This window comes from Candidatus Avelusimicrobium sp., from assembly GCF_050873505.1.
GTDB lineage: Bacteria > Elusimicrobiota > Elusimicrobia > Elusimicrobiales > Elusimicrobiaceae > Avelusimicrobium.
This window is the reverse complement of record NZ_JBNMIY010000013.1, coordinates 1-24,271: the sequence shown is the minus strand read 5'-3', so window position 1 is coordinate 24,271 and position 24,271 is coordinate 1. Positions and strand designations below refer to the sequence as shown.

General features: G+C 51.2%; 25 protein-coding genes. 10 read left to right on the top strand and 15 right to left on the bottom strand.

Features of this window, described 5'->3' with window-relative positions:
- Positions 1 to 4: 4 nt before the first annotated feature.
- Together ACR0QV_RS06900 and ACR0QV_RS06895 are read right to left on the bottom strand one after the other, a co-directional pair.
- A complete protein-coding gene (locus tag ACR0QV_RS06900; protein WP_432635717.1) occupies positions 5 to 490 on the bottom strand; it encodes a hypothetical protein in 486 nt (161 codons plus the stop codon).
- Entirely contained in the window at positions 474 to 959 is a 486-nt protein-coding gene (locus ACR0QV_RS06895; RefSeq protein ID WP_432635715.1) for a hypothetical protein, read from the bottom strand. The genes ACR0QV_RS06900 and ACR0QV_RS06895 overlap by 17 nt, the downstream gene beginning before the upstream one ends.
- 40 nt (positions 960 to 999) lie before the next feature.
- Here ACR0QV_RS06895 and ACR0QV_RS06890 point away from each other — a divergent pair, with 40 nt between their 5' ends.
- Positions 1,000 to 1,719, top strand: a complete 720-nt coding sequence (locus ACR0QV_RS06890; protein WP_432635713.1) for a hypothetical protein — start codon at positions 1,000 to 1,002, stop codon at positions 1,717 to 1,719.
- A 56-nt stretch (positions 1,720 to 1,775) separates the two neighbouring features.
- Here ACR0QV_RS06890 and ACR0QV_RS06885 read toward each other — a convergent pair whose 3' ends face one another.
- The 7 genes from ACR0QV_RS06885 to ACR0QV_RS06855 all read right to left on the bottom strand — a co-directional run bounded on the left by ACR0QV_RS06885 (position 1,776) and on the right by ACR0QV_RS06855 (position 10,325).
- On the bottom strand, positions 1,776 to 4,379 hold the full coding sequence (locus ACR0QV_RS06885; protein WP_432635711.1) for a hypothetical protein: 2,604 nt from the start codon (positions 4,377 to 4,379) through the stop codon (positions 1,776 to 1,778).
- The gene (locus ACR0QV_RS06880) at positions 4,379 to 4,924 is read right to left on the bottom strand and encodes a hypothetical protein (RefSeq protein ID WP_432635709.1); all 546 of its coding nucleotides are present in this window, start codon (positions 4,922 to 4,924) and stop codon (positions 4,379 to 4,381) included. The genes ACR0QV_RS06885 and ACR0QV_RS06880 overlap by 1 nt, the downstream gene beginning before the upstream one ends.
- Before the next feature lie 1,490 nt (positions 4,925 to 6,414).
- The gene (locus ACR0QV_RS06875; RefSeq protein ID WP_432635706.1) at positions 6,415 to 6,798 is read right to left on the bottom strand and encodes a Bbp16 family capsid cement protein; all 384 of its coding nucleotides are present in this window, start codon (positions 6,796 to 6,798) and stop codon (positions 6,415 to 6,417) included.
- Between the two features lie 9 nt (positions 6,799 to 6,807).
- Positions 6,808 to 7,785: a major capsid protein gene (locus ACR0QV_RS06870; RefSeq protein WP_432635704.1), complete on the bottom strand. Its 978-nt coding sequence runs from the start codon at positions 7,783 to 7,785 to the stop codon at positions 6,808 to 6,810.
- Between the two features lie 10 nt (positions 7,786 to 7,795).
- On the bottom strand, positions 7,796 to 8,329 hold the full coding sequence (locus ACR0QV_RS06865; RefSeq protein ID WP_432635702.1) for a hypothetical protein: 534 nt from the start codon (positions 8,327 to 8,329) through the stop codon (positions 7,796 to 7,798).
- Positions 8,326 to 8,628, bottom strand: a complete 303-nt coding sequence (locus ACR0QV_RS06860; protein WP_432635700.1) for a hypothetical protein — start codon at positions 8,626 to 8,628, stop codon at positions 8,326 to 8,328. The genes ACR0QV_RS06865 and ACR0QV_RS06860 overlap by 4 nt, the downstream gene beginning before the upstream one ends.
- Positions 8,629 to 8,831: 203 nt before the next feature.
- Entirely contained in the window at positions 8,832 to 10,325 is a 1,494-nt protein-coding gene (locus ACR0QV_RS06855) for a portal protein (RefSeq protein ID WP_432635698.1), read from the bottom strand.
- An 83-nt stretch (positions 10,326 to 10,408) separates the two neighbouring features.
- Here ACR0QV_RS06855 and ACR0QV_RS06850 point away from each other — a divergent pair, with 83 nt between their 5' ends.
- Positions 10,409 to 10,588: a hypothetical protein gene (locus ACR0QV_RS06850; protein WP_428053980.1), complete on the top strand. Its 180-nt coding sequence runs from the start codon at positions 10,409 to 10,411 to the stop codon at positions 10,586 to 10,588.
- Between the two features lie 271 nt (positions 10,589 to 10,859).
- Here ACR0QV_RS06850 and ACR0QV_RS06845 read toward each other — a convergent pair whose 3' ends face one another.
- The 4 genes from ACR0QV_RS06845 to ACR0QV_RS06830 form a co-directional block, all read right to left on the bottom strand.
- The gene (locus ACR0QV_RS06845) at positions 10,860 to 12,167 is read right to left on the bottom strand and encodes a terminase large subunit domain-containing protein (RefSeq protein ID WP_432635696.1); all 1,308 of its coding nucleotides are present in this window, start codon (positions 12,165 to 12,167) and stop codon (positions 10,860 to 10,862) included.
- A complete protein-coding gene (locus tag ACR0QV_RS06840) occupies positions 12,164 to 12,565 on the bottom strand; it encodes a hypothetical protein (RefSeq protein WP_432635694.1) in 402 nt (133 codons plus the stop codon). The genes ACR0QV_RS06845 and ACR0QV_RS06840 overlap by 4 nt, the downstream gene beginning before the upstream one ends.
- 170 nt (positions 12,566 to 12,735) lie before the next feature.
- Positions 12,736 to 13,047, bottom strand: a complete 312-nt coding sequence (locus tag ACR0QV_RS06835; RefSeq protein ID WP_432635692.1) for a hypothetical protein — start codon at positions 13,045 to 13,047, stop codon at positions 12,736 to 12,738.
- 55 nt (positions 13,048 to 13,102) lie between these two features.
- Positions 13,103 to 14,491 carry a YfcC family protein gene (locus ACR0QV_RS06830; RefSeq protein WP_432635690.1) on the bottom strand — a complete coding sequence of 463 codons (1,389 nt, stop codon included), beginning with the start codon at positions 14,489 to 14,491 and terminating at the stop codon, positions 13,103 to 13,105.
- Positions 14,492 to 14,988: 497 nt separating this feature from the next.
- Here ACR0QV_RS06830 and ACR0QV_RS06825 point away from each other — a divergent pair, with 497 nt between their 5' ends.
- Positions 14,989 to 15,627, top strand: a complete 639-nt coding sequence (locus ACR0QV_RS06825) for a helix-turn-helix transcriptional regulator (RefSeq protein WP_432635688.1) — start codon at positions 14,989 to 14,991, stop codon at positions 15,625 to 15,627.
- A 507-nt stretch (positions 15,628 to 16,134) separates the two neighbouring features.
- On the opposite strand, the gene ACR0QV_RS06820 is transcribed toward ACR0QV_RS06825, so the two are convergent.
- The gene (locus ACR0QV_RS06820; RefSeq protein WP_432635686.1) at positions 16,135 to 16,590 is read right to left on the bottom strand and encodes a type IV pilin protein; all 456 of its coding nucleotides are present in this window, start codon (positions 16,588 to 16,590) and stop codon (positions 16,135 to 16,137) included.
- Positions 16,591 to 16,705: 115 nt separating this feature from the next.
- Here ACR0QV_RS06820 and kdsA point away from each other — a divergent pair, with 115 nt between their 5' ends.
- Genes kdsA through epsC form a run of 7 tightly spaced genes read left to right on the top strand, consistent with a single transcriptional unit; the run spans position 16,706 to position 21,716 of the window.
- Positions 16,706 to 17,533 carry a 3-deoxy-8-phosphooctulonate synthase gene (gene kdsA, locus ACR0QV_RS06815; RefSeq protein ID WP_432635684.1) on the top strand — a complete coding sequence of 276 codons (828 nt, stop codon included), beginning with the start codon at positions 16,706 to 16,708 and terminating at the stop codon, positions 17,531 to 17,533.
- Positions 17,530 to 17,709 (top strand): hypothetical protein, encoded by a 180-nt coding sequence (locus tag ACR0QV_RS06810; protein WP_432635683.1) that lies wholly within the window; start codon positions 17,530 to 17,532, stop codon positions 17,707 to 17,709. The genes kdsA and ACR0QV_RS06810 overlap by 4 nt, the downstream gene beginning before the upstream one ends.
- 4 nt (positions 17,710 to 17,713) lie before the next feature.
- A complete protein-coding gene (locus ACR0QV_RS06805; protein ID WP_432635681.1) occupies positions 17,714 to 18,712 on the top strand; it encodes a KpsF/GutQ family sugar-phosphate isomerase in 999 nt (332 codons plus the stop codon).
- Positions 18,709 to 19,257, top strand: coding sequence for an LPS export ABC transporter periplasmic protein LptC (gene lptC, locus ACR0QV_RS06800; RefSeq protein WP_432635679.1), 549 nt, complete (start codon positions 18,709 to 18,711; stop codon positions 19,255 to 19,257). The genes ACR0QV_RS06805 and lptC overlap by 4 nt, the downstream gene beginning before the upstream one ends.
- Complete coding sequence (locus tag ACR0QV_RS06795) at positions 19,254 to 20,150, top strand: LptA/OstA family protein (protein ID WP_432635677.1); 897 nt, start codon at positions 19,254 to 19,256, stop codon at positions 20,148 to 20,150. The genes lptC and ACR0QV_RS06795 overlap by 4 nt, the downstream gene beginning before the upstream one ends.
- 12 nt (positions 20,151 to 20,162) lie before the next feature.
- A complete protein-coding gene (gene lptB, locus ACR0QV_RS06790) occupies positions 20,163 to 20,882 on the top strand; it encodes an LPS export ABC transporter ATP-binding protein (RefSeq protein ID WP_177745956.1) in 720 nt (239 codons plus the stop codon).
- 9 nt (positions 20,883 to 20,891) lie between these two features.
- Positions 20,892 to 21,716 (top strand): serine O-acetyltransferase EpsC, encoded by an 825-nt coding sequence (gene epsC, locus ACR0QV_RS06785; protein WP_432635675.1) that lies wholly within the window; start codon positions 20,892 to 20,894, stop codon positions 21,714 to 21,716.
- A gap of 1,092 nt (positions 21,717 to 22,808) precedes the next feature.
- Here epsC and ACR0QV_RS06780 read toward each other — a convergent pair.
- Complete coding sequence (locus ACR0QV_RS06780) at positions 22,809 to 24,164, bottom strand: prepilin-type N-terminal cleavage/methylation domain-containing protein (RefSeq protein WP_432635673.1); 1,356 nt, start codon at positions 24,162 to 24,164, stop codon at positions 22,809 to 22,811.
- Positions 24,165 to 24,271: the final 107 nt, after the last annotated feature.

The following is a 24,271-nucleotide window of genomic DNA, read 5'->3' as shown; positions in this document are numbered from 1 at the left end:
ACTCCTAATTAAAAATAGAGAGCAACTGCTTGCTCCACTTCCACCACGAGCCCGAGCGTTTGGCGGCGCGCTTATATTGGTTGGCGGTTTCGGTTAAACTGCGAATTTTTTCGCTACTTTCCAGTTCGTTTTCCCGCAGGGAATCCGTCAGCGTATCGTTTAACGCGTTTTCGTCCAACTGTGCATTTAAACGGCTGTTTTTAAGCAAGGTTTGCACCGTGGCCGATGAGGCGTTTAGGCCCGATGAAGCCAACGCCGTTTGCTGGCTGCCCAGCATTTGGCGGTAATTTTCGTACAGTTCCCGGTTGCGCTCTGCGGCGGATTTAAACAAATACTCCGCTTGGCGTTTCCCGGCGGCAGACACATATTCCGCCTGCCTGTTGGCGTCCTGCGCCAAAGCTTTGTAATAATCCTTTTCGGCCTTGCGGTTGCCAAAGACCGACGCGGCGGACGACACGACATACCCCGCCTGTTTAATGACTCCTCCCATATTTCTTCCTCCTAAAAATAAACTCTATAAACGTAACGCCTGACGCCATTAAAATACGCCCGGCGGAAAAATTAAGCCGCTTTACTAGCCGCAAAGCGCGTGCGTAGCGGCTATCCACCCATACGGCAAGTTCGGGGTATTCGCCCGAAAAATGCACCACCAGCCCGCGCATACAGGCGAAGAAACTCTTGGGGATTTCTTCCACTTCTTCCCCCGTTAAAAGCCACACCTGCGCCCGCGCTCCTAATAAGCACGGCGCCACAATTCCGCACACCGCCGCCACTTTTCCCCAGTGCAAAAGAGTAAAGGCGCAACGCGAAACCTGCGCAAACTGCCCTATCAAAGCGCCGGGCTCCCGCCCGGGGTGCGAAGCGGCCAATTCTCTCCTGTCCTCCGCGCGCAGGGTTCGCGCTAATTCGCGGGCGTCCGGCGGTAAAAATTTGCGTAAAACGATGTTATTTTTTCTCATAAAAAGATATACTGTAAAAAACTTATTAAAGGAGTAATAAATGACGATACTGGTTATTTTGTTTTTACTGGGAATTGTAGCCGTGTATGCGGTATTCTTCCTGCTCTTTAAAGTTATTTGGATGATTTTAAAGAAGGACAGCAACAAATGGCCGCTTTTTTTGGCGGGTGTAGCCACGGTGCTCTTGGGCTTGTGCTCCGCCTTGGCGATGTATTGGGGTGTTAAAAAGGTAACCGCCCCCTTTAAGCCCATTATTGCGGCCGCGCAAACGGCTGACCCCGTATATGGCGAAAGCACTTATCAGGCCCCCGAATACGGTGCGGAACTGACCGTATATGACGGGATGACGTTCTCCGACTGGATGCAATTAGGCGATGTGGATTTGACCGTAGGCATTGATACCAACGCCTTTAAAAAGGATGCCGCGGGTAAAACGCCCAAGGCCGTTACCTTTGCGGGTATCGCTCGCCAAAGAAATGCGGACGAGGACCCGTTCAAGGATTTTAACGAGGTTGTGGTTTCTATTCAAAACCGCCGCCAACTGGAAATCCACTCCTCGGAAAAGGCCACCATTAACGGGCGCGAAGCCCTGCTGGTTTCCGGCACCGCCTATTCCAACCAAGGCAATTCCGTGCCGTTTTGGCTTTCCGTCGTGCCGGCGGATAACCACCTGGTATATTATGTAGTGGCCGGAACGGTGGACGGGCCGGACCAGTTGCTGGCTAAAAGTATGGTGGAAAGTTTGCGCATCACCAAATAATCCCAACCATTTTTGAAGGGGGCTTTTGCTTTTAGGGCAAAAGCCCCTTTTTTATTTCAGCGCGTAATAAACGACAGCAAGGTAACCGGCAAAGGGTCCGTCTGACGGAAGACCACCGCCGGGGAAAGGCTGTGCGAGCCGGAAAGGTTCAGTACATAATCCCCGGTTTTTAGCACAAGGGGCGCATTAAAGGGCTCGTCCGTGCGCTGGACGATTTCGGTTAAATGCGCTTCGTCCGTGCCGATGTGCCCGCCGCGGCTGTCCAACATTTTAACGGTAACGCCGCTAAAACGCCTTTTTCTGTCAGCCGCCGTACCGTCCCCGTAGGACAAGGCGGGCGGCAGGGTTACAAGTTCCGCCGTAAAGGGGAGCCCGGCGTGTGCGCAGGTAACCGCGCGGGGCAGCGAAATTTCCCCGTTTTTAACGGTTTGCGGAGTCAAAACATTTCCGTCCGCCAGCACCCCGACAGACAGGCCTTCTAAGTGCGATAAACCGCCCAAGCGCGCAAAGGGCGTTTCGCTTTTGAGCGAAACGGACGCGTCCAAAAACACTTGGTCCTGCGGTTCTTTACTGCCCAGACGACGCGCTAACCGTTCCACAAAATAGCCGTTTGGGCGTTTTACCACGAACCAAACCTCGTCATATCCCCGGTTGGGCACACAGCAAACGCTTTTAAAAAGGCCCTGTGTATCGTGCCGGGTCCACGCGCAGAGGTTTTGCTCGGGCAAATAGGTCAAAGTTAGGGCGGTGCCGTCGTCCAGTACGCACCAAACCAAATTATCCGGCTCCTGCTGGTAGCACAGTTCGGTTACCTCGCGGTTAAAGAACAAATGCTTGGCGAGCAAGGTTAAATCGTTGCCGATGTACGAGGCTGTATTGTAATCGTAAAACAAATCACGCACGCAACCGCCGCGCGCCTGCACAAATAACGCCCGGTTGCCCACCAACACAGGGGCGGTGCGGCTCGCCCCGCGTTCGCCCTGCTGGGCCACTTGGATATTGGTGGGCGTAAGCGCGCCGGAGCAGGATAAAGTCCACTCGCTCCCTGCGGTAAAGAGCAATAAACGCCCGCACACCGCCGCGCCGTGTATGGCGTTTAACTTTTTGCCCGACAGGTTCACGCTGATAGCGTCGTTATCCGTTAGTGTGCCGCGGGAGTGCCCAAAGTCGCTATGCGCCCCGGTTTTGGAAAACCACACCGTCTGCGCTTCGCGCTTGGTTCCGGCCAGGCCCAAGCGGTCCTGATAAAAGAACACGCACGAGGGATAACCGGAAAACGGGCTGAAAGAGCCCTCGGCCCAATCGGCCGTCCAGTCGGATAGGGCCACCTGCCGCTCCGGTCGGACCACCAGTTGCCGGGCATTTAAATACCCCTCCACCGTTACAACACCCTCTTGGATAAACGCATCGGCCTGCAATTCAAAGCCCACCTCGCCGCTTGTTTCCAGCGAACGGACCCGCAAATAATACATATCGGCGGTGTCCTCCAAGTGACCAAGCGCGTTGAAATTTTCCTCGCCGTCCGCGCGGGAGAAATATTTTACCTTCTGCCACGTTTTGCCCCCGTCTTCGGACTTTTCCAACACCACCTGACCCGTCCATACCCCGCTGGTGCGCAACTGCCAATCACCCCCGCTTTTGAGCGTTTGGGAAACGCTTTGATAGCCCAATGTACCCGAGAGGTACTGGCTTTCCACCGCGTGGGTCAGCGCGAATTTGCCCCCGATGTGCCCGGGCTGAAAGAGGTCAAAATCGCTTTCCAGCAAAAACTTATCATCGCCGGACGGGATTAATTCCCCCTTGTTGGCCCCGCCGGACAGCGTTTGCGCCACCGTCAGCACCGCCGGGCGCGTGAAACTGTTGCGGTATTCCAATACAAGTTGCATCCCGTTGCAGTCTCCCCCGGTGGCTTGGGGCGATACTATTTTGATAATACCGCCCAAATTGGCCGCCGAAAAGCCGGTATTAGCAAACTCTTTATTAAAGGCCGCCACTATTCCCGCAAGGTCCAGCCCGTAATCGCTGGCTGAATAAAACCACACATTATTAAAATACCCCAGCACCGCCAAATTGGGATACACTATCGGCTGAAAAGAGAGCGTGGCGCTTACGCCGTCAGACGAGGCGGTTTCGTTATACGGGGTCAGGCGGAGTTTCTTGGATTCGTCCGTATTGGCAAGCATAAATGGCCCGTATTTAAGCGGCACTTCCGTAAAGGAAAAGGTACCGTCCGTCAGCCGCGTGAGTTGTTTGGGCGGGTGATTGGAGTGGACGAGGAAGAGCGTTTGGTCGTACTGGGTATAGTTGATTTGTGCCACTTCGTCCGCCAAATAGGGCGTGGCGAGTTCGTACGGGGTGTTATCTGCGCCCAGCAGTTGCCCGCCGGGCGTGTAAATACGAAGGTATTTTTCCCCCAGTTCCAGCACATAGGCTTCGCTCTCCCCCAATACAAAGGGAATCACGCGGCAGGGCTTATCGGCGTATTTGGCCCGGCCCATAAACACGGTGCCCGGGCGGTTGGACGCGCCGCCCTGCGGGTGAACAAAAAAGTTCCGGGCCGTTTTCAGCCAAGAGGAATAGGCGGGGCTGTCTATACGCGCCTGCACGGCGGGGCTCACTTCCCCGCCCGCAAAAGAGGACTGCAAGCAGTGCACACCCATTAGCGCACCTCCGTAAACGCGTCTGTTTGCGCGGTTTGCGCAAAGTTTTCGGTCATATTGCTACGGCGGGCTTCGTCCAAACTTAGTGTATATTTTTGCAAAATTTGCGCGGCCAAGGTGTTATCCCCGGTAAGGGACAGCGCCAAATCCGCCGCCAGCGCGAGTGAAAAGGATTTGACAAAGGCAGCGTCAAACTGGCTTTCATCCTCTACGCGGCGGGTGTATTCAGCCCACGCCTGCGGCGCGGTGGATTCCAGCACGCGGGTGCGATACTTGGGGTGAAAAAGTTCCCGAAACGCGGTATTTTTATAAGACGATTGATAAACCCGGCGGATAAACAAGGCTTCCTGCGGGTATTTGTACAAAAAGCAGTTTTCCTGTTTTTCCATTAGCGCCAGCGGCTCCCGGACCGTAGCAAAGCCCCAATTATGGGTACGCAAAACCTCATCACGCACGGGCTCGTAGAACAAATTTAAGCGGCGCGCTTTTTCGTCCTCTTGTGTTAAAGAGGATATCGGAGCCTGCCCCAACTGGGCCAAGGCCAAATTACAAATGGCAATTTTTTATATCATTTTTAACTCCTATTTTATTTTTACTTATTTTTTAAATGTTTTTTATTTTAGTATTATTTTCACAAATGCAAATTTATATGTGTTTTTGTAAAAACAGGTTATTTATTTTTTAACATCGTTGTTTTACTTTTTATACTTAAATTTATTTTTATTTAAGTATTCATTGTTTTTATTTTTAAGTATTGTTTTATTATTTTAAAGCGCAATATTTTAAGCAATTTTTATTTTAATTTTGCAAATTCAAAATCATAGTTAATTTTAAAAATACTTATATTTTAAGTATTTTTATTTTTATATTCATTTTTATAAAAGCAGGTTACGCATTTTGCTAACAAAAATTTTATGCCGTTTTTTGCAAGAGTGTTTCTCTGCATAGGTTATTTTTAATAATGTTTTATAATTATTTTTTATCCACAAACGGGGTAAAGCAAAAGGAATTAGGGATAATTTTTCCCCCAACAGACTGGATTCCCCCGGACCTACGCGCCTAATATGGAACGATTTTACGATAACCAACGGATAGAAAACCTGATGCGAAAGCCAAGGGCAGGGATTACAAGCAAGAATTTAAAAGAAAGGGCAACGGACCTACACGTCTAATTAGAAAGGCCCCCAAACTATAACAGGCTGAGAGCCCCTAGGGATAGCAGGCAGGAGAGAATACCAAGGCAAGGCATTACTATCCAGCGGAATAACGGACCTACACGTCTATTAGGAAGCAAAGATAAGAAGAAAGTACCGGGGAAAGCCTGACTAACGGAAAGCAAAACGGGCCTACGCGCCAAATATGGAAAGCCATTTAACTATAACTATAATATGCAAAAAATCAAAGAGAAAAAGGATAAAGAACACTTTGGTCTGGAAAGGCCCAAAAACGGCAATAAAGTGAACAATTCAAATATTACACAAACAAGGGGCAACTCCCCAAAATAATAAAACACAGGGGTGTAAATAAAAAACGACAACATCCGCCAAAATCGCCCATTTTTTAAAAAAATGGTGCTAAACATCAAAAAATGTTTCCACTTTTAAAGAATTTATCCGCTTTTAGGCTGTAAAAACCCCGATTTTGAGCAAAACAGCCCCTATTTCAAGCGTTTTCAAGCAAGGTGGCATAGAAATATTCCCCAAAATGTGTTTTCGTCTGTGGCTTTTATAAAAAATTAAAACAAACATAAGAAAAATTTGTTGTTGCCGCCTCGTTTGTTCGCAACATTGCAAAAAAAGTGTGGCTCTCTTAATCAAAAGGGCACGGACAAGTGGCGGCCCGCAGGGTGCCGTCATCCCCGAGTGTTTTTGTCGGGGATCTGTCGTTGTGTAAGAGAACAACAACGGACAAGACAGATTCCCGACTACAACCCGCAGAAATGACATCAGCAACGGATTTCCAAATCCTTATTGGCCGATAACCCCACTTATTTAAGGAACCCGGGCCATTAAAAAACAGCCCGGGTAACATACCCTTATTTCAGGTCCACCGCATCCGTAACAAAGCAGGACACCTTGCCCGCCGTCGGCGTGCCCGCTACAGTATAATAAGCGCGCACATAGCGTTTGGCCCCCAGCGGGAACGGCACGCTAAATAGTTCGCCCACACCCGATAAACGAGCCACATTACAGGCCACGCTTACCAACTCTTGCGCGTTGGAAAAGTTCGCCGTATCAGCCGTTTGCAGGGCAACCGTCAGGCCCGTGGCCCCCGTCAAGGCCTCGTCCAAGCGGGCCACCACATACAAGCGGCCCGGAACGGCATTTCCGGCGGCGGTCAAATCCAGCGTGTGGGTAGAGGGCGCCGTCGCGGTCAGCGTCTGTTTATCCGACAAAATAACACTTTGGTCTAATAACATATGTTTCTCCTATTTCACCAAGGCTTCGGTATCTACGATAGCATCGCAAATATGCACCGGGATTTCGTTAAACGTCATCAGCGGTCTGGACGTTACCTGATCCGGCGTGTATTGTACGTTGGTGCGGTTACTGGTTAATTTGCGCAGGGCCGCTTTTACGGTACGGTTCATATACCAAACGGGTTTGCCCATAGAAAGGCTTTGGATACGCTCTTCCAATTCGCACATTTGGTCAATCAAGTCCGTGGGCACATTTTCCACATCAATATTGCAAATGCGCCCCGCAAAACGCCAATCCTGCACGGCAAGGCCCAACTTCCACTCAAAATATTCCTTATAGGCCGGATATTCGTTGCCCTCAGAGTCAATATGGTTGACAAGGCCGTGGTCCAAGCGTTGGATGCCGGCCTTGGAGCCCTTGGGGAAGAAGGTAAAAATCTTGTCCGTATCCCATACCACCAGGTAGATAGAGGAGTTTTTGCCTTCCGTTTGACCGCCCGCGTCAAGGACGTTGCGGGAACTTTCCGCCCCGGAGAGTTCACAGTAGCGCGCGGCCAAGCCCGTAAAGCGTTCCGGGTTCTTTCCGGCGTTGCCGTAAATCAGGTTAGATGCCATCGTGTTGGACATCCCGGCAATAATCGCGCGGGACTGCCCGGTGCGCACGGCTTCTACATTTCCCCCTTTCTCGGCCACCAATTTATCCACCACGGAATAGGCGGACAAGGTACCGTAGGATTCCACCACCACTTTGGTAGTGGCCTTGGCGGGTTCAATGCCCTGATAAGCGCGGCGCCAAGTGCCTTCCGGGATGCCGGTTCTAACGGCGTATTCGTGGCCGCTGTCTAAGGAACTTTCCACCACCAGTGCATCGCCGATAATATCGTTAGACTTGCTTAACACCTCGGCAATGGCCAGTTCCTGGCCGGAGGGATCAAACTGTTTTGCATAATCAATCAAACTGTACTGCTTGTCAGCAATAATTGCCATATTTTTCTCCTTAATTGTGTTTTCCGTACAACGCCTCGGCGAAGGTTTTATCCTGCACGGCGGCGGGTTTGCCGCCCGGGAAGGAATCCTCGCTGATACGTTTACCTATCTCGTTAAAGGTACGGACGATAACGGGATGGTTCCCAAGCCCCGTGGCTTCCAACAGGTTGCGCAGTTCGGGCCCGCCGAATATGTCCGCCGCGCGGACCGCGCAGGAAACAGCCTCTTCCAACTTGGGGCCATACATTTCCCTGGTCTGCCGGGCCCAGTTTTCCATAATTTGCTGCTTTTGGCTTTGTTCTTCGCTTTCCCCTTGGCGCACAAAACGGCCTTCAAAATCCACCAGTTTTTGCACCTGTTCCAGCGAAAGCCCCATTTCCTGCGACAAGTTTTTAAAGGCGTCCAAGGACGGTTCGTCAAACACAACGCCCTCGGGCAGTTTTAGTCCGTCGTATAGCGGCGGGTCTTGGGGTACGTCCGCCCGCTTGTCCGGCTCGGCGGCCGGAGCGGCCGGGGCGTTTAAATCGGTTATTTCTTCACTCATATTAATTCCTCACTTTGTCGGTTTACCTGTTGTTGTTCCGCCTTCACTTCGGACAAATATTCCCCCCGCATTTGTGCGTAGGCGGATGGGGCGGCTTCTTCTATTTCCGCCAGCAGAAAAAGCCCCAAACTTTTTTGCCCACAGTGGAAGGCCGTCGCGCAGGCGTCGCCCGGCACAAAGCCGTGCTGGTATAGGGCGGAGGCCTGCAAAATACGCCACAGCAAGCGGCGGCCCTGTACGGTTTTCAGAACGGCCTGCAAATCGCAGGCGTTGCGTTTTTTTAATTGTTTTTCGTTCATAGGTTTTTATATAGACGGGAGAGAAGCCGGAGCCGGTGCGGTTCTCCCCCGCGGCGGGGGCAGCGTGCGGTAATTTTAGACGCCTGCCCCGGCGCTTTGTGTTGTTTTAATAGGCAAATACGGGGTTCCGGGAGCCGTATTTACTCCGCTTTCGGGCCGCTCGCTTATAAAGGCGCGCCCGGGAGCGGTTTTTCATTTTGCTTTTACTTTTCCGAATTTTTTAATAAGGCGGGTGCCACGCCCAAGGCATTAAGCCCCTCTTCCAGCGCGCGGTTGTAATCCACCCTATCGGCTACTTGCGGATTAGCCGCCGCCAGCGTGGCCGCATAATTAATCCCCTGTACAAGGGAGGAAAGCCCCGCGGCCTTTTGTGCCCGCGCAATCAGGGACACATACTCCACCTTCATTTTTAGCTCCTGCACGCTTTCGGGTGCGGGCGGTAATAAACCTTGGCGGTAGAGCAAGGCAAACGCGCGGTCAATAAGCGGGTCCAACAGTTCGTTTTTAAGCCGCTCCAACACGGGCCCCAACACCAGCATTTTTTCCTGGTGGCGTTCGGCCACTTCGGCGGCGGTCATATTGGAATAATTTTGCGCGGACAGCATTAGAAAAACGTCCGCAAAGAACTGCGCGCGAATCGTGCTTCGGACGGACGAAATAGCGTTTTCCAAGGATGTTAAATCGGCCTGCACCTGATAGGCGGGCTTTACCGCCGCGTCCGTCGTGCCGTTGTAGCGGGTAATTCCGCCGGGCAAGAGGTTTACTTCGCCCTGCACATTGGCCGACACCATTACGGGCGGATTGGTGTTTTTATCTAACGCTACCAATTTGGCCTTTTGCATTTTTTGGAGCATTTTCACGTCGCCCAAGCACTTCCAGCCCGGGCCGCGCCCGTACGCATCGGCCGCGTGTTTTACTTCCCAGCGGGCGGCAATCACGGGGAACTCCCGGTAGCCGCTTTGGCTTAACAAATGGCCGGACTCCGTCAAATACACGGATAAATAAGGCATACGGCGGTTATCCAAACACTCTTGGGAATAATCCTTATTGGGCAAAATCAGGTGGATAATTTTATGGTAGCGGTTTGGGGTAGCAGATACCTGCAAGGCGGGCGGCAGGTTTTCAAGGCCGAAGGCTTCGCGCATTTGCGGCACCGTTAGAAAGAACTCGCGCCCAAAGCGGTTTACGCGCCCCAAGGAATCGGTACCCAAGCAATATTCCCCAATGGTAAAGGGACGGCAGCGAATCCCTTTTTGCGGGTCCTCTTCCAGCAAAAAAGCCGCCGTGCCAAAAACGGCAATTTCTTGGTAAAACATATGGAGCGTGCTATACACGTTGCTTGCCGCAAAGGCATCCTCCAAGCGTTTTTTCACTTCGGCGAGCCACTCCCTCACGCCGGGTACTGCGGCCAATTCGCGCGGGGCAAGGCTCAGGTCAAACCAATTTCTTGCCGGGCTCGTCAGCCCGCTCATCATCCCGGCGGAAAGGATTTCCACCGCCAGGCACGGGTCGCTGTCCAGCAAGGTTTTGTGGTCCAAGCGGCGGCCTTGGTTGGGCGTTTGCCCGTCAAAAAAGCCCCGCGTAGGCGCCAGATAAGCGCAGAGGTCCTTCCAAGCGGGCAGCCAAGTGGCGCGCTCGCTTTTCAGTTCGCCGTAAAGGCGCAGATAATCGGTCTTTGGTTGGATATTATTTTTCATAGGTAGGAATTAACCCGTTTTTTTGCGCGCACGGGCGTGCGCAAACGGTAAAAATTTATTAGAATAACAAAAGAGGTACGACTATGATGGGATTAATTACGATTTTTGTATTTGTGATTTTGCTTGCGTTTCCGGGATTTTACATTATCACGCGCAAGGTGTTTCCAAAGAAGAGCAAAAAATCCGCTACTTGGATTTCTATTTTGCTGACGGTTATTTTACTGGGGTTGTTGGCCTTGGGCCTGGTAGGAAACCCGGTGTAAAAAACTTTGGCTGACTTTTTTTTGCCCGCTCTAACGAGCGGGTTTTTTTATGTCAAAAAAGCCTATAAAAGCGCACAAAAGGCGTTTTTAATTACACTGCAAAAATTGTTGGGAAATAAGAGGAATACTGCGTAACTTCTATATTTTTTATTTTATCATAAAAAATAGTATTTTGTCAAGCAATATTTTAAAAAATTTCGCATTTTACTTAAATTTTAAGCAAAAATATAACATCTTTATCCTTAAAATTAGTGGCAAATAATGGCGTGTGTTATATCACGTCGTACTCGCACCCGGCAAATTCCTTTACGCCCAGGCTTCTGGGGCGGACGGGCGCCGCAAAGGTTAGGGCAAGCGCGTCAGCCAAGTCCGGGCTTTGGCCGCACCGCTCCTTTAATTTATCCTTGGACTCCAACCGCATCCGCCCCGCCGCGTCGTACTCGTAGCACACTTGGCACAAATCGGCCTTTAATTCGGGCGACGGAGGCAACGCGCCCCCGGCCTTTAACCAGCGGGCCATTTCGCCCCACATTTCCGCCCGTTTGTTGGCGTACTGCGCGGGGAACAAGGAAGTTCCGCCAAAGGGTACTTCGGTTACGCAAAAGCCCAGTTGGCGCAAGCGGTCAATCACGCCCCCGCCGCACCCGGCGTCCACAAACACGCCGTCCGGGCGGAAGAGGTTTATCTGCCGCGCGGCACGGTCGGCCAACGTCATATTGTCAATATGGCGGAATACCAGCGGCTCAAAGGTTTTTAACCCTTGGCGGCAAAAAATAACGCTCCGGTCGTCGCCAAAGCGGGCGGGGTCAATGCCCATAATTTTAGGGGCAAAGCGCACCTCGGCCGGGCTATACGCGCGGGCGCAGGCGGACAGCACCAAATCTATGGGAATTAACACATTTTCCGCACTAGCGGTAAAATCGCACAGATATTCTTGGCGGAAAATAGTGTCCGGCGTTTCACGCTTTAAGCGCGCCAGTTCGGCGGGAGAAATTACGCCCGACTCGTCCGCCCGGAAAACGCCCGTCCACCAAACAGAAGGCTCGGATAAAGCGGCCTTTTGCGCCCGGTTAAAAAGTTCAAAAAAGGCGTTCTGCCCCTTGGGCGTGCCCATAAAAACAGCCCACCCCTCGCGCGACAAAAGCATCGGGCGGATGATTTCGGTAAACACATCGGGCTTGATTTGGGCGTATTCGTCCAGCACCACCCCGTCGGCATAGGTGCCGCGCAGGGCATCGGGGTTATCGGCCCCGCACACCCAAATCCGCGCGCCGTTGGGCAGGCGGACGGAGAGTTCACTTTCGTTTACGGTAACGTCCGGCAGGGGCGCGGTATAGCGTTTAACATAATCCCAGGCAATCATTTTGGCCTGCTTTAAAAAGGGCGCAATATAAAAATACCGCGCGTGCGGGAGCGGATTTTGCAGGGCCTTTTTAAGCAAATGGTTGACGGCGCAAACCGTTTTGCCCAGTTGGCGGTGTGTAACGAGCACGCAAAAGCGGTGGCTTTCCAACTGCGGGTGGATTTGCGCCTGCACGGGGCGCGGCGAATACGGGATAACAATACGGGTCTTATTCATTTGTTTTCCTCCCAACGCACGACAATATCCGGCCTCGGGCCGTCCTCTTTTCCGTCCTTCCACCCCAAAAGATTTTTAGCGGTAAACACGGCAAAGGACGAGGAATAATTGCCACGCAAACTATTTTGGATGAGGATATTTCCCTGCAAGTCGCGCGCCTTTTGGGCGGCCAAGCGGAAGGCGGGGTGCTTTTTCTCCCACCCGGCAAGCACCTCGCAAGTGGTGCCCAGCATTTTGGCAAAGGCCGCAAAGGTGGGCAGTTCGGCGGCAGTTTCCACCAAACTGATACTGCCGTCGCGCTTTTGCACTTCGGTAACGGTAAACGGGGCCACATTAAAAAAAGCGAGCAAACGCTCGCAATATTCCGGCTGATAGGAGAGCGGTTTTTTGGCTGGCATATTGAAAAACTCCAAATAAGAATTGCGGGACAATGAAAAATCCCGTTTTGCATATTCGGAAAGTAAAAGGAAAGCGTGGGCGGAGCGCCCGGAGATAAAAAAATTACAAACCGCTTTTTGCGCTTTGTAATTATAAATATATTATAGCAAAGTATTTTTTATTTGTCAAATTAATTTTGCAAGAAAAATAAATTCGCCTTAAAATCACACGCAAAAAACGGCACGCCTTTTATCGGGCATAAAAACGGCAAAAAGCGCCGCTCTTGCTTAAAATACCGCCACGTTAAAGAGGGCTCTTCCTCCGTGAAAAGCGCCCGGTTTTCGTCCGCAAAAAAGCGGTTATACACATCAAGTAACGCCTGCAAATAAGCATCGTCCGCAGGCGACGATAAACGCCCGCGCACGCCGTCCACCGGGGCAGATAAATGCGCCGCCCGGGCAAAAATGCGGTTTTCCAAGTCAATTTTAGCGGATAAGTTCATAAAAAGGGCATAAAAAAGGCCCCTGCAAGAGGGGCCTTTTAGCAAACCAATCAGGCTACCAATGCAGTAAATACGGCGGAATTAAGAGTAGCATAGAAAGCACAGCCAGCACAATTTGCAGGCCCAAGTTCCAGCGCGCCCATTTGAGCCACGGAATCCCAGCCATACCGATAGCGGCCATTGTAACGGGAGCCGTGGGGATAATGGCGTTCGTCCAGCCTTCGCCGAACTGGTAGGCCAAAATGGAAAGTTGCGGGCTGATACCCAGCAAGTCCGACAGCGGAATCATTACGGGCATTGTCAGCACGGCCTGGCCGGAGCCGGACGCCACAAAGAAGTTAATAAATGTGTGCGCCCAGAACATCCCCTCCACGGCGGCCAAGGGGTGCTGGTGGCCGATAATTTGCGCGATGGAGTGCAAAACCGTATCCAAAATGCGCCCGTCGGAAGCAATCACCACAATCGCGCGCGCCAGGGCAAGCATAATAGCCACACTAACCATACTGCGCGCCCCGTCAATAATGGCGTCCGTCGTTTGGTTTAAGGACAATCGGCCAATAACCGCCGACACCAACCCCACGCCTAAAAACAGGCCGGAAATTTCAATAATATACCAATGATAGACCGCTACCCCATACACGAGGGCCGCCATACCCAAGGTAAAAATAACCGAAATCCAAATATGCGCGGCTTTAAAATGCGGCTTTTCCAGCACGTTTAAATGCAGGTTTTTGCGTTTTTCTTTATCGGCCTCGTAAGTGATACTTTTGGTAGGATTTTTACGCACTTTTTCCCCATACCATGTAACAAACCATATCACCACGCCCGTGCAAATAGCCCACACGGCCAAGCGGTATCCCAACCCGGAATAGAGCGGCAGTTGTGCAATACCCTGGGAAATGCCGACCGTAAACGGGTTCATAAACGCCGAGCCAAACCCCACCCACGCGCCTAAAAAGGGAATACTCACCCCCACCACCGTATCATACCCCAGCGAGAGCGCCAGCGGGATAAACAGCGGGATGAAGATAAGGGTTTCCTCCTCCATACCGAATACGGCCCCTCCCAGCGAAAACAAAATCATACTGACCGGGATAAAAAACTTTTTTAGAGAGTCCGTGCGCGAGAACAAATAACTGGTGCCCAAAATCACGGCGTTTACCGTGCCGGTACGTTCCAAAATGGTAAAAATCGCCCCGGTAATAAAAATAAACACGATGATATCGGCACAATCGCCAAAGGCCTTGGCGGGGGCCGTCAGCACGGCAGCAAGGCCCTGCGGGTTGGATTCCACCTTATGGTAGGACCCGGCCACGGTATAGGAACGGCCGTCCTTTTGGACGGTGTCATACTGCCCGGCGGGCAGGAGGTACGTCAGCGCGGCCATAACCAGCATAATGGCAAAAATTAGGCCGTAAATGTTAAGGGAAAAACCTGATTTCATTTCTACATTATAGATAATTTCCCCTATACCCCGCCTGAAAAATCGGTTTAGCGGCTAAAAAAGTCCGCCAAATCGCGCGCAAAGCACACTAGGCCAATAAGGCCCACCAGGTAAAAAATGAAGTATAAACACATAGTTGGAAGATGCGGTTAGTAAAGTTAAGCCAATCGGCCGGAAGCCTTTTTAACATAGGGCGGACGCGTTGGAATCTTAACTTTACTAACCCAAACATCTTTTTATTTGCTACAATAGACTTGCGCCCCCTGGCGGGATACACGCAAGTAAGAGCGCACAAAATATTGGGGCCGCGGGCGCGGCCTGAACTGCCGGGTTCGGCAGGCGGATTTGCTTCTGTAAGGATAGATGCAATTTTGTACACCCGAAGGATATAAACAAGTTAGGGCTTGTTTATAAATGTTAGTATAGTAAGTATTGTTAGTGTTTGTCAAGTATTTTTTGGTCCTAATGGGGCCTAATCATTTTTTAGAGAGGAGCCGATGATAAATAAGTTTGAAAAACAACTGGAAAAATGGAACGGCGGCGTATTGCGCGGAGCCCAAGCCAAGTTAGCACGGCTCCTGCAAGTTTCCACCGCTACGGTGGCCCTGTGGACGACCGGAAAGCGCCGTCCCTCCAAGGGTTATGTGGCCCAAATGGCACAACTTTTCGGGCTGGACGAATTTTCCATAATGCGGCTTTTTACCCCCGCTACTATGTATCCCGAGGCGCACCCGTTTTCTCCGCTGCCCGCTCTGCGCGATGCCCAAGGGCCGGAAAATGCTTACAGTGCTGACAATTCTACTGCGCAAAGCAACAGCGTTTCCATACCGCTTTTATCTGCCGCCCCCTTAAACTACCCGGCTTTAACCGGGTGCGAGGTAACCGAGTGGTGGACCTTGCCCCGCCAACGCACCCAAGGCGGCAAATATTTGCTGGATATAAATAATGCCCTGTGGCTTATTAAGCCCGCAAGCGTGTGGACGGACGGCAAAACAATGCTAATTTGGGCAAGTGGCAAAAGCCTGCTTGCCAAGGTGCAAGGACAAACGCTTTTGGCCGCGAACGGGCAAACGCTTCCGACGGTTGAAGCGCGGCCTTTGGGCCAGGCGGTATTAAAAATGGATTATATTGGCTAATTCCCCTTGATTTCGGCCGGAATTCCACTATACTATTCATATCCCTAGTAAGGGCCGACAGAAAACTACCCCGGCACACCAGCCTTTCCTGATGATGTCTGGCGGTGCGAACGGATGACAACTGTTCCCGATTGTTTGCCTTGCGGGCGCGAAGAGCGTGGCACGGCAGGGGACCGGGAAGCAGAAAAAAAGTTCTTTGAGGATTGTACAACACGGAGCAGGTGCGTTTGGTATGCAAGGCCGCTGCACAAACTTTGGGCCGGCTGCCTGAGGGCAGTTGGAGTTCGCCAGAGGTATGGGGCGGCGCAACCACCGGCAGGCCCTGTGTGGCGCCGCAAAACTTTGAACTGTTGGAGTTCCTGTTACTACGGAAAGTGAGTAATTATGGACAAATCGGCTGATTGAGACCCCTGCGTTGAATAAACACAGGGGTCTCGCTTTTTGTTAAAAAACCGGGGGAGTATTATAAAATACTCTCCCGGGGAAAATAAAAAATTAACTACTGCTTTATTTAACGGTAAATCCGGAACCCGCAAACGATTTGCACAAATTTGTGGCCGTGGAACCCGTCGGCGTGCAGGTGCGCAGGTCGGCTACGTCGTTATAGTTATTGAAGAACGTCAGCACATATTTTTCGGAGCCGCCCAAGTTGCGCGTGGCTTCCACGCGGTCGCCCTTGGATAAATCGTACACAAACAAATTAGTGGTGTATTGGTTGCCGGACGAATTCCAAGACCCGCCGGAAAGTTTGATATCCAGGTCATAGCGCGTTTTGGGCAAGTCGTTGGGGCGTTCGTTCAAGGCGCGGTTCATCGCGTCCACAATCGCCCGCCCGTTTACAAACGCTTCGGAAGCGCGGCTTTTTTCCACCGCGGTTTCGTACTGCGGCAGGGCAATCGCCGACAAAATGCCGATAATCAGCACCACCACCAAAAGTTCAATTAAGGTAAAACCTCTGCTCATAAAATCCTCCTAAAAGGGTTATCTACCGATATAGTATAAAATACCCGGCGCAAAAATACAAGTTTTTCGGGTATTCTCTATATAGAAAGCGGGCAAAATTTGCTATGATATGGGTATGCAGAAAATCATTAAAATAGGTAATTACAAGATTTCCAATACTTTACCCTTGGTGTTTATGGCCGGGACGTGCGTCATTGAAAGCGAAGCGCACTATATTGATACCGCCAAAAAGTTAAAAGCCATTATCGCCAAGACGAAACACCCTTTTATTTTAAAAGCCTCTTTTGACAAAGCCAACCGCACGTCGGTAGATGCGTACCGCGGGCCGGGGCTTGCCAAGGGGCTTGAAATTTTAGCCAAGGCCAAAAAAATTACGGGCCTTCCGCTGGTGGTGGATGTGCACGAACCTTGGCAAGCCGAAGAAGTGGCGCAAGTGGCCGATATTTTGCAAATTCCGGCGTTCTTGTGCCGCCAGACCGATTTAGTCTTGGCCTGTGCAGATACGGGCAAAGCCGTCAACGTGAAGAAAGGCCAATTTTTGGCCCCGGCGGCAATGGAACAAGTGATTAAAAAAATTGAATCCCGCGGCAACCATAAAATTTTACTTACCGAACGCGGCGCTAGTTTTGGCTATGGCGATTTGGTGGTGGATATGCGCTCGCTGGAAATTATGAAGCAGTTTGGCTATCCCGTCATTTTTGACGCGACCCACTCCGTGCAAAAGCCCGGCGCGCTGGGCTCGGCTACGGGCGGGAACCGCCAGTTGGCCCCGGTACTGGCCAAGGCGGCCACCGCGCTTGGGATTGCGGGCGTGTTTTTTGAAGCGCACCCGGACCCGGACCACGCCTTGTCCGACGGGCCGAACTCGTTAGATTTAAAAATGACCGCTAAAATGACGCGCGAATTGTGCGCCATTGACGAATTGGTTAAAAAATTTAAATGACTGGTAAACTCCCCGTTTGGACACCGTCTTTAAAAGGGCACGCCGTGTTGCTCGGCCTGCTTTTGGTATTCTGTGCGGGGTTGTATTTTACTTTTTCCTTTGTAACGACCCGCTTGCCCGAGCCGTTTAAAACCCAACGGCCCGCGCCCGAAGCGACCCCGTGGATAAATAGGTGAAACTATGACACAAGAATTTTCTGAAACCGCCATAAAACGTATGGCCCGCCACATACTGGAAATTGAACTGGAAGCCCTAGAACTGAGCAAAAAAAGCATTGATGACCAATTTTTAAAAGCCGTGGACGTAATTGCCAAAACCAAGGGCCGCGTAGTGGTGCTGGGCATTGGCAAAAGCGGGATTATCGGCCGCAAAATTTCCGCCACGCTGGCTTCTACGGGTACGCCGTCTTTCTTTGTGCACCCGGTGGAAGCCCTGCACGGCGACTTGGGGATGATTATGCCCGGCGATGTGATTTTGGCGATTTCTTTTTCCGGCCAAACCGAGGAAATCAATAAAATTCTCCCCTCCTTGGAGCGCCGCAAACTTACCATTATCGGTATGACGGGCAACGCGCACTCCAAACTGGCGTTAATGTCCGATATCCACATTACTATTCACATTGAGCGCGAGGCCTGCCCGTACAACCTGGCCCCCACCGCTTCCACCACCGCCACCTTGGCCGTGGGCGATGCGCTGGCGCTGTGCTTAATGAAAATCAAACACTTTGAAAAGCGCGATTTCGCCGTCTTTCATCCCGGGGGCTCCTTGGGCAAACTGCTTACCCAGCAGGTTAAGGATTTAATGCGCAAGGGCAAAAACAACCCCACCGTGCGCGAAACGGCTTCCGTCAAAGACGCGCTCTTTGTAATGACCCAAACCGGGGCCGCCGGAGCCACCAGCGTGGTAGATAACAAGGGCCATTTGCTTGGCTACTTTACCGACGGAGATTTGCGCCGCTTACTGCAAAAGGGCTCGGACCTGCTCAACAAAAACATTACCGAAGTAATGACGAAGAACCCGCACCATATTTTGGACACGGTTCCCGCCATTGATGCGGCAAAAATGATTCACGCCACGCACGTGGACAACCTGCCAGTATTGGATAAATCCGGCAAGGTAGTGGGCATTATTGACGAAAAAGATTTAATTGAATATTTGGCGTTTTTGGATAAAAAATGAGAAAATACCTCTTGTTTGGTTTACTGCCTTTATTAGCCGCCTGCGGCGGGAGTGATACTTTTTCCCCCACCGAAGACGCCGGTATGCAACTGGCTACACAAGTTTCCATTTTTGAATCAAAAGACAGCCAAAAACAATGGGTGCTCCGCGCCGACGCGGTGGACTTTTCCGACTTAAAGAGCGCCACCCTAAAAAACCCCGTACTGCTGCTGAAAGAAAACGGGCAGGACAGCGTACAGGTAACCGGTGATACGGGCACCTTTGACTACCCGCACAAACTGGTATCCATTGACGGACACGCCGTGATAAAGTCTTTAACCGAAAACGCCACCATTACCGCCGAGCAATTTTCCTACGATGTGGATAAAAACCGTATTTGGTCCGACACCAAAACGGTCATCACCCGCGGCGGGGCCAAGGTAACGGCCAAGGGCGGCGTGGAAACGGATTCCAAATTATCCAAAATTGAACTTAAAAAACAAAGAACCCGTTTGCCCGCGCGCACGGACGAATTAAAACTAAATAAGGATACGCTACACAAATGAAGAAAAAATGGCTCCTTTTGCTCCCCTTGCTGGCAACCGTGGCAATCAGCGGCTGCCGGACGGTGCGCGCCCAAGGGCCGGAAATCAAAATTCCGCCCGCCAAAAAGCAACTCACGCAGGCCAAACGCAATTTAAAACAAAAGACCGCCGTTAAAAAAATGCCCGAAGTGTTGGGCGGGCTTGTGCAAAGCGACAGTTGGGTTATTTACAAGGATAAACAGCAGGAAGAATTTAAGGGCCACGTTTCCTACGATAACGGGACGTACCGCTTCCGCTCCGATTACGCCTTGTCCGAGCGCGCCTTGAACCGCTTTACGGCCAAGGGACACGTCTATCTGCGCCAGGCCGAAAAGAACGCGCCCGAATACCAGGCCTATGCCGACTACGCCCGCTATAACTACAAAACGCAAAAGGGCCTTTTAACCGCCAACAAGGGCAAACAAATCCGCCTGATTTACACGGATAAAAAGAACGGCACCGCCACCGCTTACGCACAAAAGGCGGGGTTTGATTTAAACAAACAAATTTTTATTTTAGAGGGAAACGTCCGCGTCGTGCGCGATACGCCGCAAGGCCCGCAAACGCTCACCGCCGACAAGGCCACCTACCGCCAAGCCCAAAATCATTTGCTTTTGGAGGGCGGCGCCTCGGCTTCGGACTCGCTCCGCACCTTGGAAGCCGACACCATTATTTACGACGGCAACAATAACGAGTCTTACGCTTACGGCTCCCGTCCGCTGGTGCACGGCACGAGTGAGGAAGGTACATTTGCTATAATAGCGGATAAGGTCCAGTCCGACAACGAAGGCAAAAAAATAATTTTAGACGGCAAGGTGCAGGGCTGGGCGGTCTCCCCCCGGCTCAACGAAGCCTCCGCCAACACCAAATTTTAGGGGTTTTTACTTATGGAACTGCGCAGCGAACAAATTGTAAAAGTTTACAAGGACCGTATGGTCGTAAAAGGGGTGGATATTCACGTTAAATCCGGCGAAATCGTCGGTCTGTTGGGCCCCAACGGCGCCGGGAAAACTACCTCCTTCTATATGATGGTCGGCTTTATCAGCCCCACCAAGGGCCGCGTATTTATTGACGGCGACGACGTAACCAAACTGCCGATGTACGAACGCGCCCGCCACGGCCTGGGATATTTGGCGCAGGAACCCACCATTTTTAAAGGCCTTACGGTAGAGGAAAATCTGCTGGCGGTGTTGGAACGCATTTTGGACGACAAGCAAGAGCAAAAACGCCGCGTAGAAGCCCTGTTAAACGAGTTCGGCCTGACCAAACTGGCCAAGCAGAAAGCCTGGACGCTTTCCGGCGGCGAAAAACGCCGTATGGAAATTGCGCGCTGTATGATCAGCAACCCCAAAATCATTTTGCTGGACGAACCCTTTGTAGGCATTGACCCGATTACCGTGTCCGACCTGCGCCATATGATTTTTAAACTCAAAGACAAAGGTATCGGCGTGTTAATTACCGACCACAATGTGCGCGAAACCCTGCCGCTTACGGAGCGCGCGTATTTGATTTACGACGGTAAAATTTTGGTGGAGGGCGACCAAAACACCTTGCTTAACGACGCAAATGCCCGCCGCCTGTATTTAGGGGAAGATTTTAAGATGTAAGGGGGCTCTATGAATCCGTTTTCCAGCGTAACTGAGGAACTGAAAAGCACTTTTGATAAAAAATTTTACGAAAAGGCCAAGTTTATCCCCTCCGCCACCGAAACGGTAGAACTCTTTTGCGCGTTTAAAGACTTTTTATACCAATACCCCTTGGAGTGCACCGCGCAAAAGGCGTGCCCGGCATCGCTGGAACAACTGGCCGCCCGGCTGGAAAAACAGATTTTAAACTCGCTTTGCTTTCTGTGCAAGGAAAAGTCGGACTGCAACGCCTGCCACGCCCGCGCGCACCAACTGACGCAAGATTTTGTTTTGGCCCTGCCCGATATTCAGCGCCTGCTGATTACCGACATTACCGCCGCCTATGAGGGCGACCCGGCCGCCGTAAATCCCGTGGAGCCGCTCTTGTGCTATCCCGGTATTACCGCCATTACCTTACAGCGTATGGCCCACTTTTTACACAAAAACGGCGTGCGCTTAATTCCGCGCATTGTTACCGAATACGCCCACAATTTGACCGGGATTGATATTCACCCCGGTGCGGAAATCGGCTCCGGCTTTTTTATTGACCACGGAACGGGCGTTGTCATCGGCGAGACGTGCGTGATTGGCTCCAATGTAAAACTCTATCAGGGCGTTACCTTGGGGGCCAAGAGTTTCCCCTTGGACGAACACGGCAACCCCGTAAAAGGCATTAAACGCCACCCCAATATTGAGGACGACGTCATCATCTACGCCGAAACCACCGTGCTTGGCAACGTAACCATTGGCAAGGGCAGCGTTTTGGGCGCCAATAAGTGGATTACCCACGACGTGCCCCCTCACTCCCAAATATAGCCCTGCGGGCGGCAGATTTACCGCGCTCTTTTAATTTATTGGGCAACACTCTTTTTTTGTAATGTCGCGTTCTACCGAAACGACCCTGCTGGCTGTGCCACTCTATACGCTGGGTTTTGATTAATTGAGCCACACTGTTTTTGCAATGTTGCACCCTACCGAAATGGCCCTGCGGGCACTCTAACGGGCCGCCACTCTATGCCCTAGGTTACGATTCATTGAGCCACACTACTCTGCAATGTCGCACCCTACCGAAACGGCCCTGCGGGCCGCTAAACAGACCGGGACGACGACAAGGAAAAAGTAATTCTCTTTTTACGTGTCATTCCGGGGCACGCATACGAGCGGGAACCCGGAATCCAGCATTTAAAAAGGAAAAGGGCTTTATAAACGGACTGGATTCCAGGTCCACGCCTGGGATGACAACGTCAACAACGGATCCCAGAACCCTGCGGGTCGCCGATTCTCCGCACTCTTTTGATTAATTGAGCCACACTACTTTACAATGTTGCAAACCAACGAAAAGACAACGACAGATCCCCGACAAAAACACTCGGGGATGACAAAGGGGAAAAAAGGTCTCTTATTAAAAAAGAGGTCATCCTGAACTTGTTTCAGGATGAGCGCTTTTTTCGTAAAGTCGTCATTCCCGAAGGTAGCCGGCGTGGAACGCTCGGGAATCTGTTGTTGTCGTGGTTGTTCTCTTACGAAACGACAGATCCCGTATAAAGACACTACGGGATGACGGCAAAAAGGCCGTTATAAAAATTGGGGTCATTCTGAACTGGCGGCCCGCAGGGTTTTCAGAATCTACCTTTTGGGTTGTTAAAAGCAACAGCAACAACCACTACCCAAGCAGTAGATCCTGAAATAAATTCAGGATGACCGCTTTTTTCGTAATATCGTCATTCCCGAAGGTTGTAGTCGGGAATCTGTTGTTATTAAAGTAGAAACAACAGCAAACAACACTATCCCTGTACTCTGCGGGCGGCCCTAGCGGAGTGCCCCTCTTATACCCTAGGTTACGATTATAAACGACCGCCCCGGAGTTATATCTCTCCCCGGGGCGGTTCTTATACTAAAAGCACTTCTTTACCAACCGTTGTTGCTAAGTCTACATACAAAGGTATCCACTAGGCCTACACAATCAGTATCTCCCGTATTCCAAAAACTATAATTAGCAAGGTAAGTGCAGGTATCACCTAATGAGCAACTACCATTGCAGTTTTCATCTGTTCGCGGCGCATTGGTATACTCGGGATCACAGGTGCGGTCTCCGTGCGGCCCCGTATTAGGGAACCAATATTCCTCCGAGGACGAGTCAAATATCCACTCCGTTTTCCAGCATACCGTATCCGTAGTAGGAGCATACGGGCAACACTCGCTCTTATGGTTAGCCTTATAAGTAGAGGTGTTGCAAGAGGGATTCACACACGCACGGGACTGGGAGTCATAAGTCGTACCCGTCGGGCAAACACAAGCGCAAGTATCCAAATTCCAAGTGCCCAAACTGCGCTCACAATCCTCTCTTTCGTTCATATCTGTTTGGCAAGAACCCTTTACAATACACGCGCCCTCATCGTCCATAGTAGTACCCGCCGGGCAAGTGCAGGAACAAGTGTCTGTACTCCAAGTTCCGGCTTGCCAATTCGGGTTATGCCCGCCTTGTTCACAATTTTGCGCACGGTTTAGCACATCCCGGGAACTCATATCGCAAACCAAGGTACAAGTCCCTGTCCAATCGCCCATTACCCACGCGCCATTTTTACATACAGCACTGCGCGTTTGCGTGCCGCTATATCCCGCCTCGCACGCTTTTGTTTCGGCGGCCGGCTGGGGCGTGCAACCCGAAGTATTCCACGCGCTGTATTCCCATTGGCCGTTGGAAGTATTGCAAGTAGCCGAACGCGTTTCCGTACCACAACCGCTTTGGCAACTGCGGGAAACTACTTTTGCGTCCGTGCACTCATAGGTAGGCGGAATATCGGGTTCCTCGCCACCCGCCGCGCACTCCGCACCACTCGTGTAGTCCGCTTTGGCGGTCAGTTCACTACACAAAGGATAATTTTTATTGAGTTTCGCGCATTGCTCCGCGCTATCACAGCATAAGCGGCCGTCCCGGTAAGACGGCATTTTTAACGTGTAGCCGTATTTACCCTTGCTCGCCGCTTCCATACCCGTATTCTTTAACGTATAGTTAAAGTTTTTGGTATTTAATGAGGTCAAATTGACCGTGGCCGCGTCCGTGGTATAGGCTTTATCCAAGGCACAGCGTTTTTCTTGTTCTGTTCTAACGGCTGCCATCATTTCTTCGGCTTCCGTCGTTTTGCGCGTTTCTATCACTTTACTGAATTTTGGAAGCACCACCGCGGATAATACACCTATCACGATGACTACTACCAAAAGTTCCGTAAGCGTAAACGCTTTCTTCTTCCGGTTATTATTCATTTTTCCCTCCCCTTAAAATTGGGGGACGTACGGGTTATTAGTCGTACGTCCCGTGGCTTTCTGTCTTGTTAGAGGAGGGACAGAAAGAACGAGCAAAAACACCCTTT

Bases quoted from the DNA above. Each gene is read 5' to 3' on its own strand.
- ACR0QV_RS06900 (WP_432635717.1), bottom strand. From the start codon at position 490: ATGGGAGGAGTCATTAAACAGGCGGGGTATGTCGTGTCGTCCGCCGCG.
- ACR0QV_RS06895 (WP_432635715.1), bottom strand. From the start codon at position 959: ATGAGAAAAAATAACATCGTTTTACGCAAATTTTTACCGCCGGACGCC.
- ACR0QV_RS06890 (WP_432635713.1), top strand. From the start codon at position 1,000: ATGACGATACTGGTTATTTTGTTTTTACTGGGAATTGTAGCCGTGTAT.
- ACR0QV_RS06885 (WP_432635711.1), bottom strand. From the start codon at position 4,379: ATGGGTGTGCACTGCTTGCAGTCCTCTTTTGCGGGCGGGGAAGTGAGC.
- ACR0QV_RS06875 (WP_432635706.1), bottom strand. From the start codon at position 6,798: ATGTTATTAGACCAAAGTGTTATTTTGTCGGATAAACAGACGCTGACC.
- ACR0QV_RS06870 (WP_432635704.1), bottom strand. From the start codon at position 7,785: ATGGCAATTATTGCTGACAAGCAGTACAGTTTGATTGATTATGCAAAA.
- ACR0QV_RS06865 (WP_432635702.1), bottom strand. From the start codon at position 8,329: ATGAGTGAAGAAATAACCGATTTAAACGCCCCGGCCGCTCCGGCCGCC.
- ACR0QV_RS06860 (WP_432635700.1), bottom strand. From the start codon at position 8,628: ATGAACGAAAAACAATTAAAAAAACGCAACGCCTGCGATTTGCAGGCC.
- ACR0QV_RS06855 (WP_432635698.1), bottom strand. From the start codon at position 10,325: ATGAAAAATAATATCCAACCAAAGACCGATTATCTGCGCCTTTACGGC.
- ACR0QV_RS06850 (WP_428053980.1), top strand. From the start codon at position 10,409: ATGATGGGATTAATTACGATTTTTGTATTTGTGATTTTGCTTGCGTTT.
- ACR0QV_RS06845 (WP_432635696.1), bottom strand. From the start codon at position 12,167: ATGAATAAGACCCGTATTGTTATCCCGTATTCGCCGCGCCCCGTGCAG.
- ACR0QV_RS06840 (WP_432635694.1), bottom strand. From the start codon at position 12,565: ATGCCAGCCAAAAAACCGCTCTCCTATCAGCCGGAATATTGCGAGCGT.
- ACR0QV_RS06835 (WP_432635692.1), bottom strand. From the start codon at position 13,047: ATGAACTTATCCGCTAAAATTGACTTGGAAAACCGCATTTTTGCCCGG.
- ACR0QV_RS06830 (WP_432635690.1), bottom strand. From the start codon at position 14,491: ATGAAATCAGGTTTTTCCCTTAACATTTACGGCCTAATTTTTGCCATT.
- ACR0QV_RS06825 (WP_432635688.1), top strand. From the start codon at position 14,989: ATGATAAATAAGTTTGAAAAACAACTGGAAAAATGGAACGGCGGCGTA.
- ACR0QV_RS06820 (WP_432635686.1), bottom strand. From the start codon at position 16,590: ATGAGCAGAGGTTTTACCTTAATTGAACTTTTGGTGGTGGTGCTGATT.
- kdsA (WP_432635684.1), top strand. From the start codon at position 16,706: ATGCAGAAAATCATTAAAATAGGTAATTACAAGATTTCCAATACTTTA.
- ACR0QV_RS06810 (WP_432635683.1), top strand. From the start codon at position 17,530: ATGACTGGTAAACTCCCCGTTTGGACACCGTCTTTAAAAGGGCACGCC.
- ACR0QV_RS06805 (WP_432635681.1), top strand. From the start codon at position 17,714: ATGACACAAGAATTTTCTGAAACCGCCATAAAACGTATGGCCCGCCAC.
- lptC (WP_432635679.1), top strand. From the start codon at position 18,709: ATGAGAAAATACCTCTTGTTTGGTTTACTGCCTTTATTAGCCGCCTGC.
- ACR0QV_RS06795 (WP_432635677.1), top strand. From the start codon at position 19,254: ATGAAGAAAAAATGGCTCCTTTTGCTCCCCTTGCTGGCAACCGTGGCA.
- lptB (WP_177745956.1), top strand. From the start codon at position 20,163: ATGGAACTGCGCAGCGAACAAATTGTAAAAGTTTACAAGGACCGTATG.
- epsC (WP_432635675.1), top strand. From the start codon at position 20,892: ATGAATCCGTTTTCCAGCGTAACTGAGGAACTGAAAAGCACTTTTGAT.
- ACR0QV_RS06780 (WP_432635673.1), bottom strand. From the start codon at position 24,164: ATGAATAATAACCGGAAGAAGAAAGCGTTTACGCTTACGGAACTTTTG.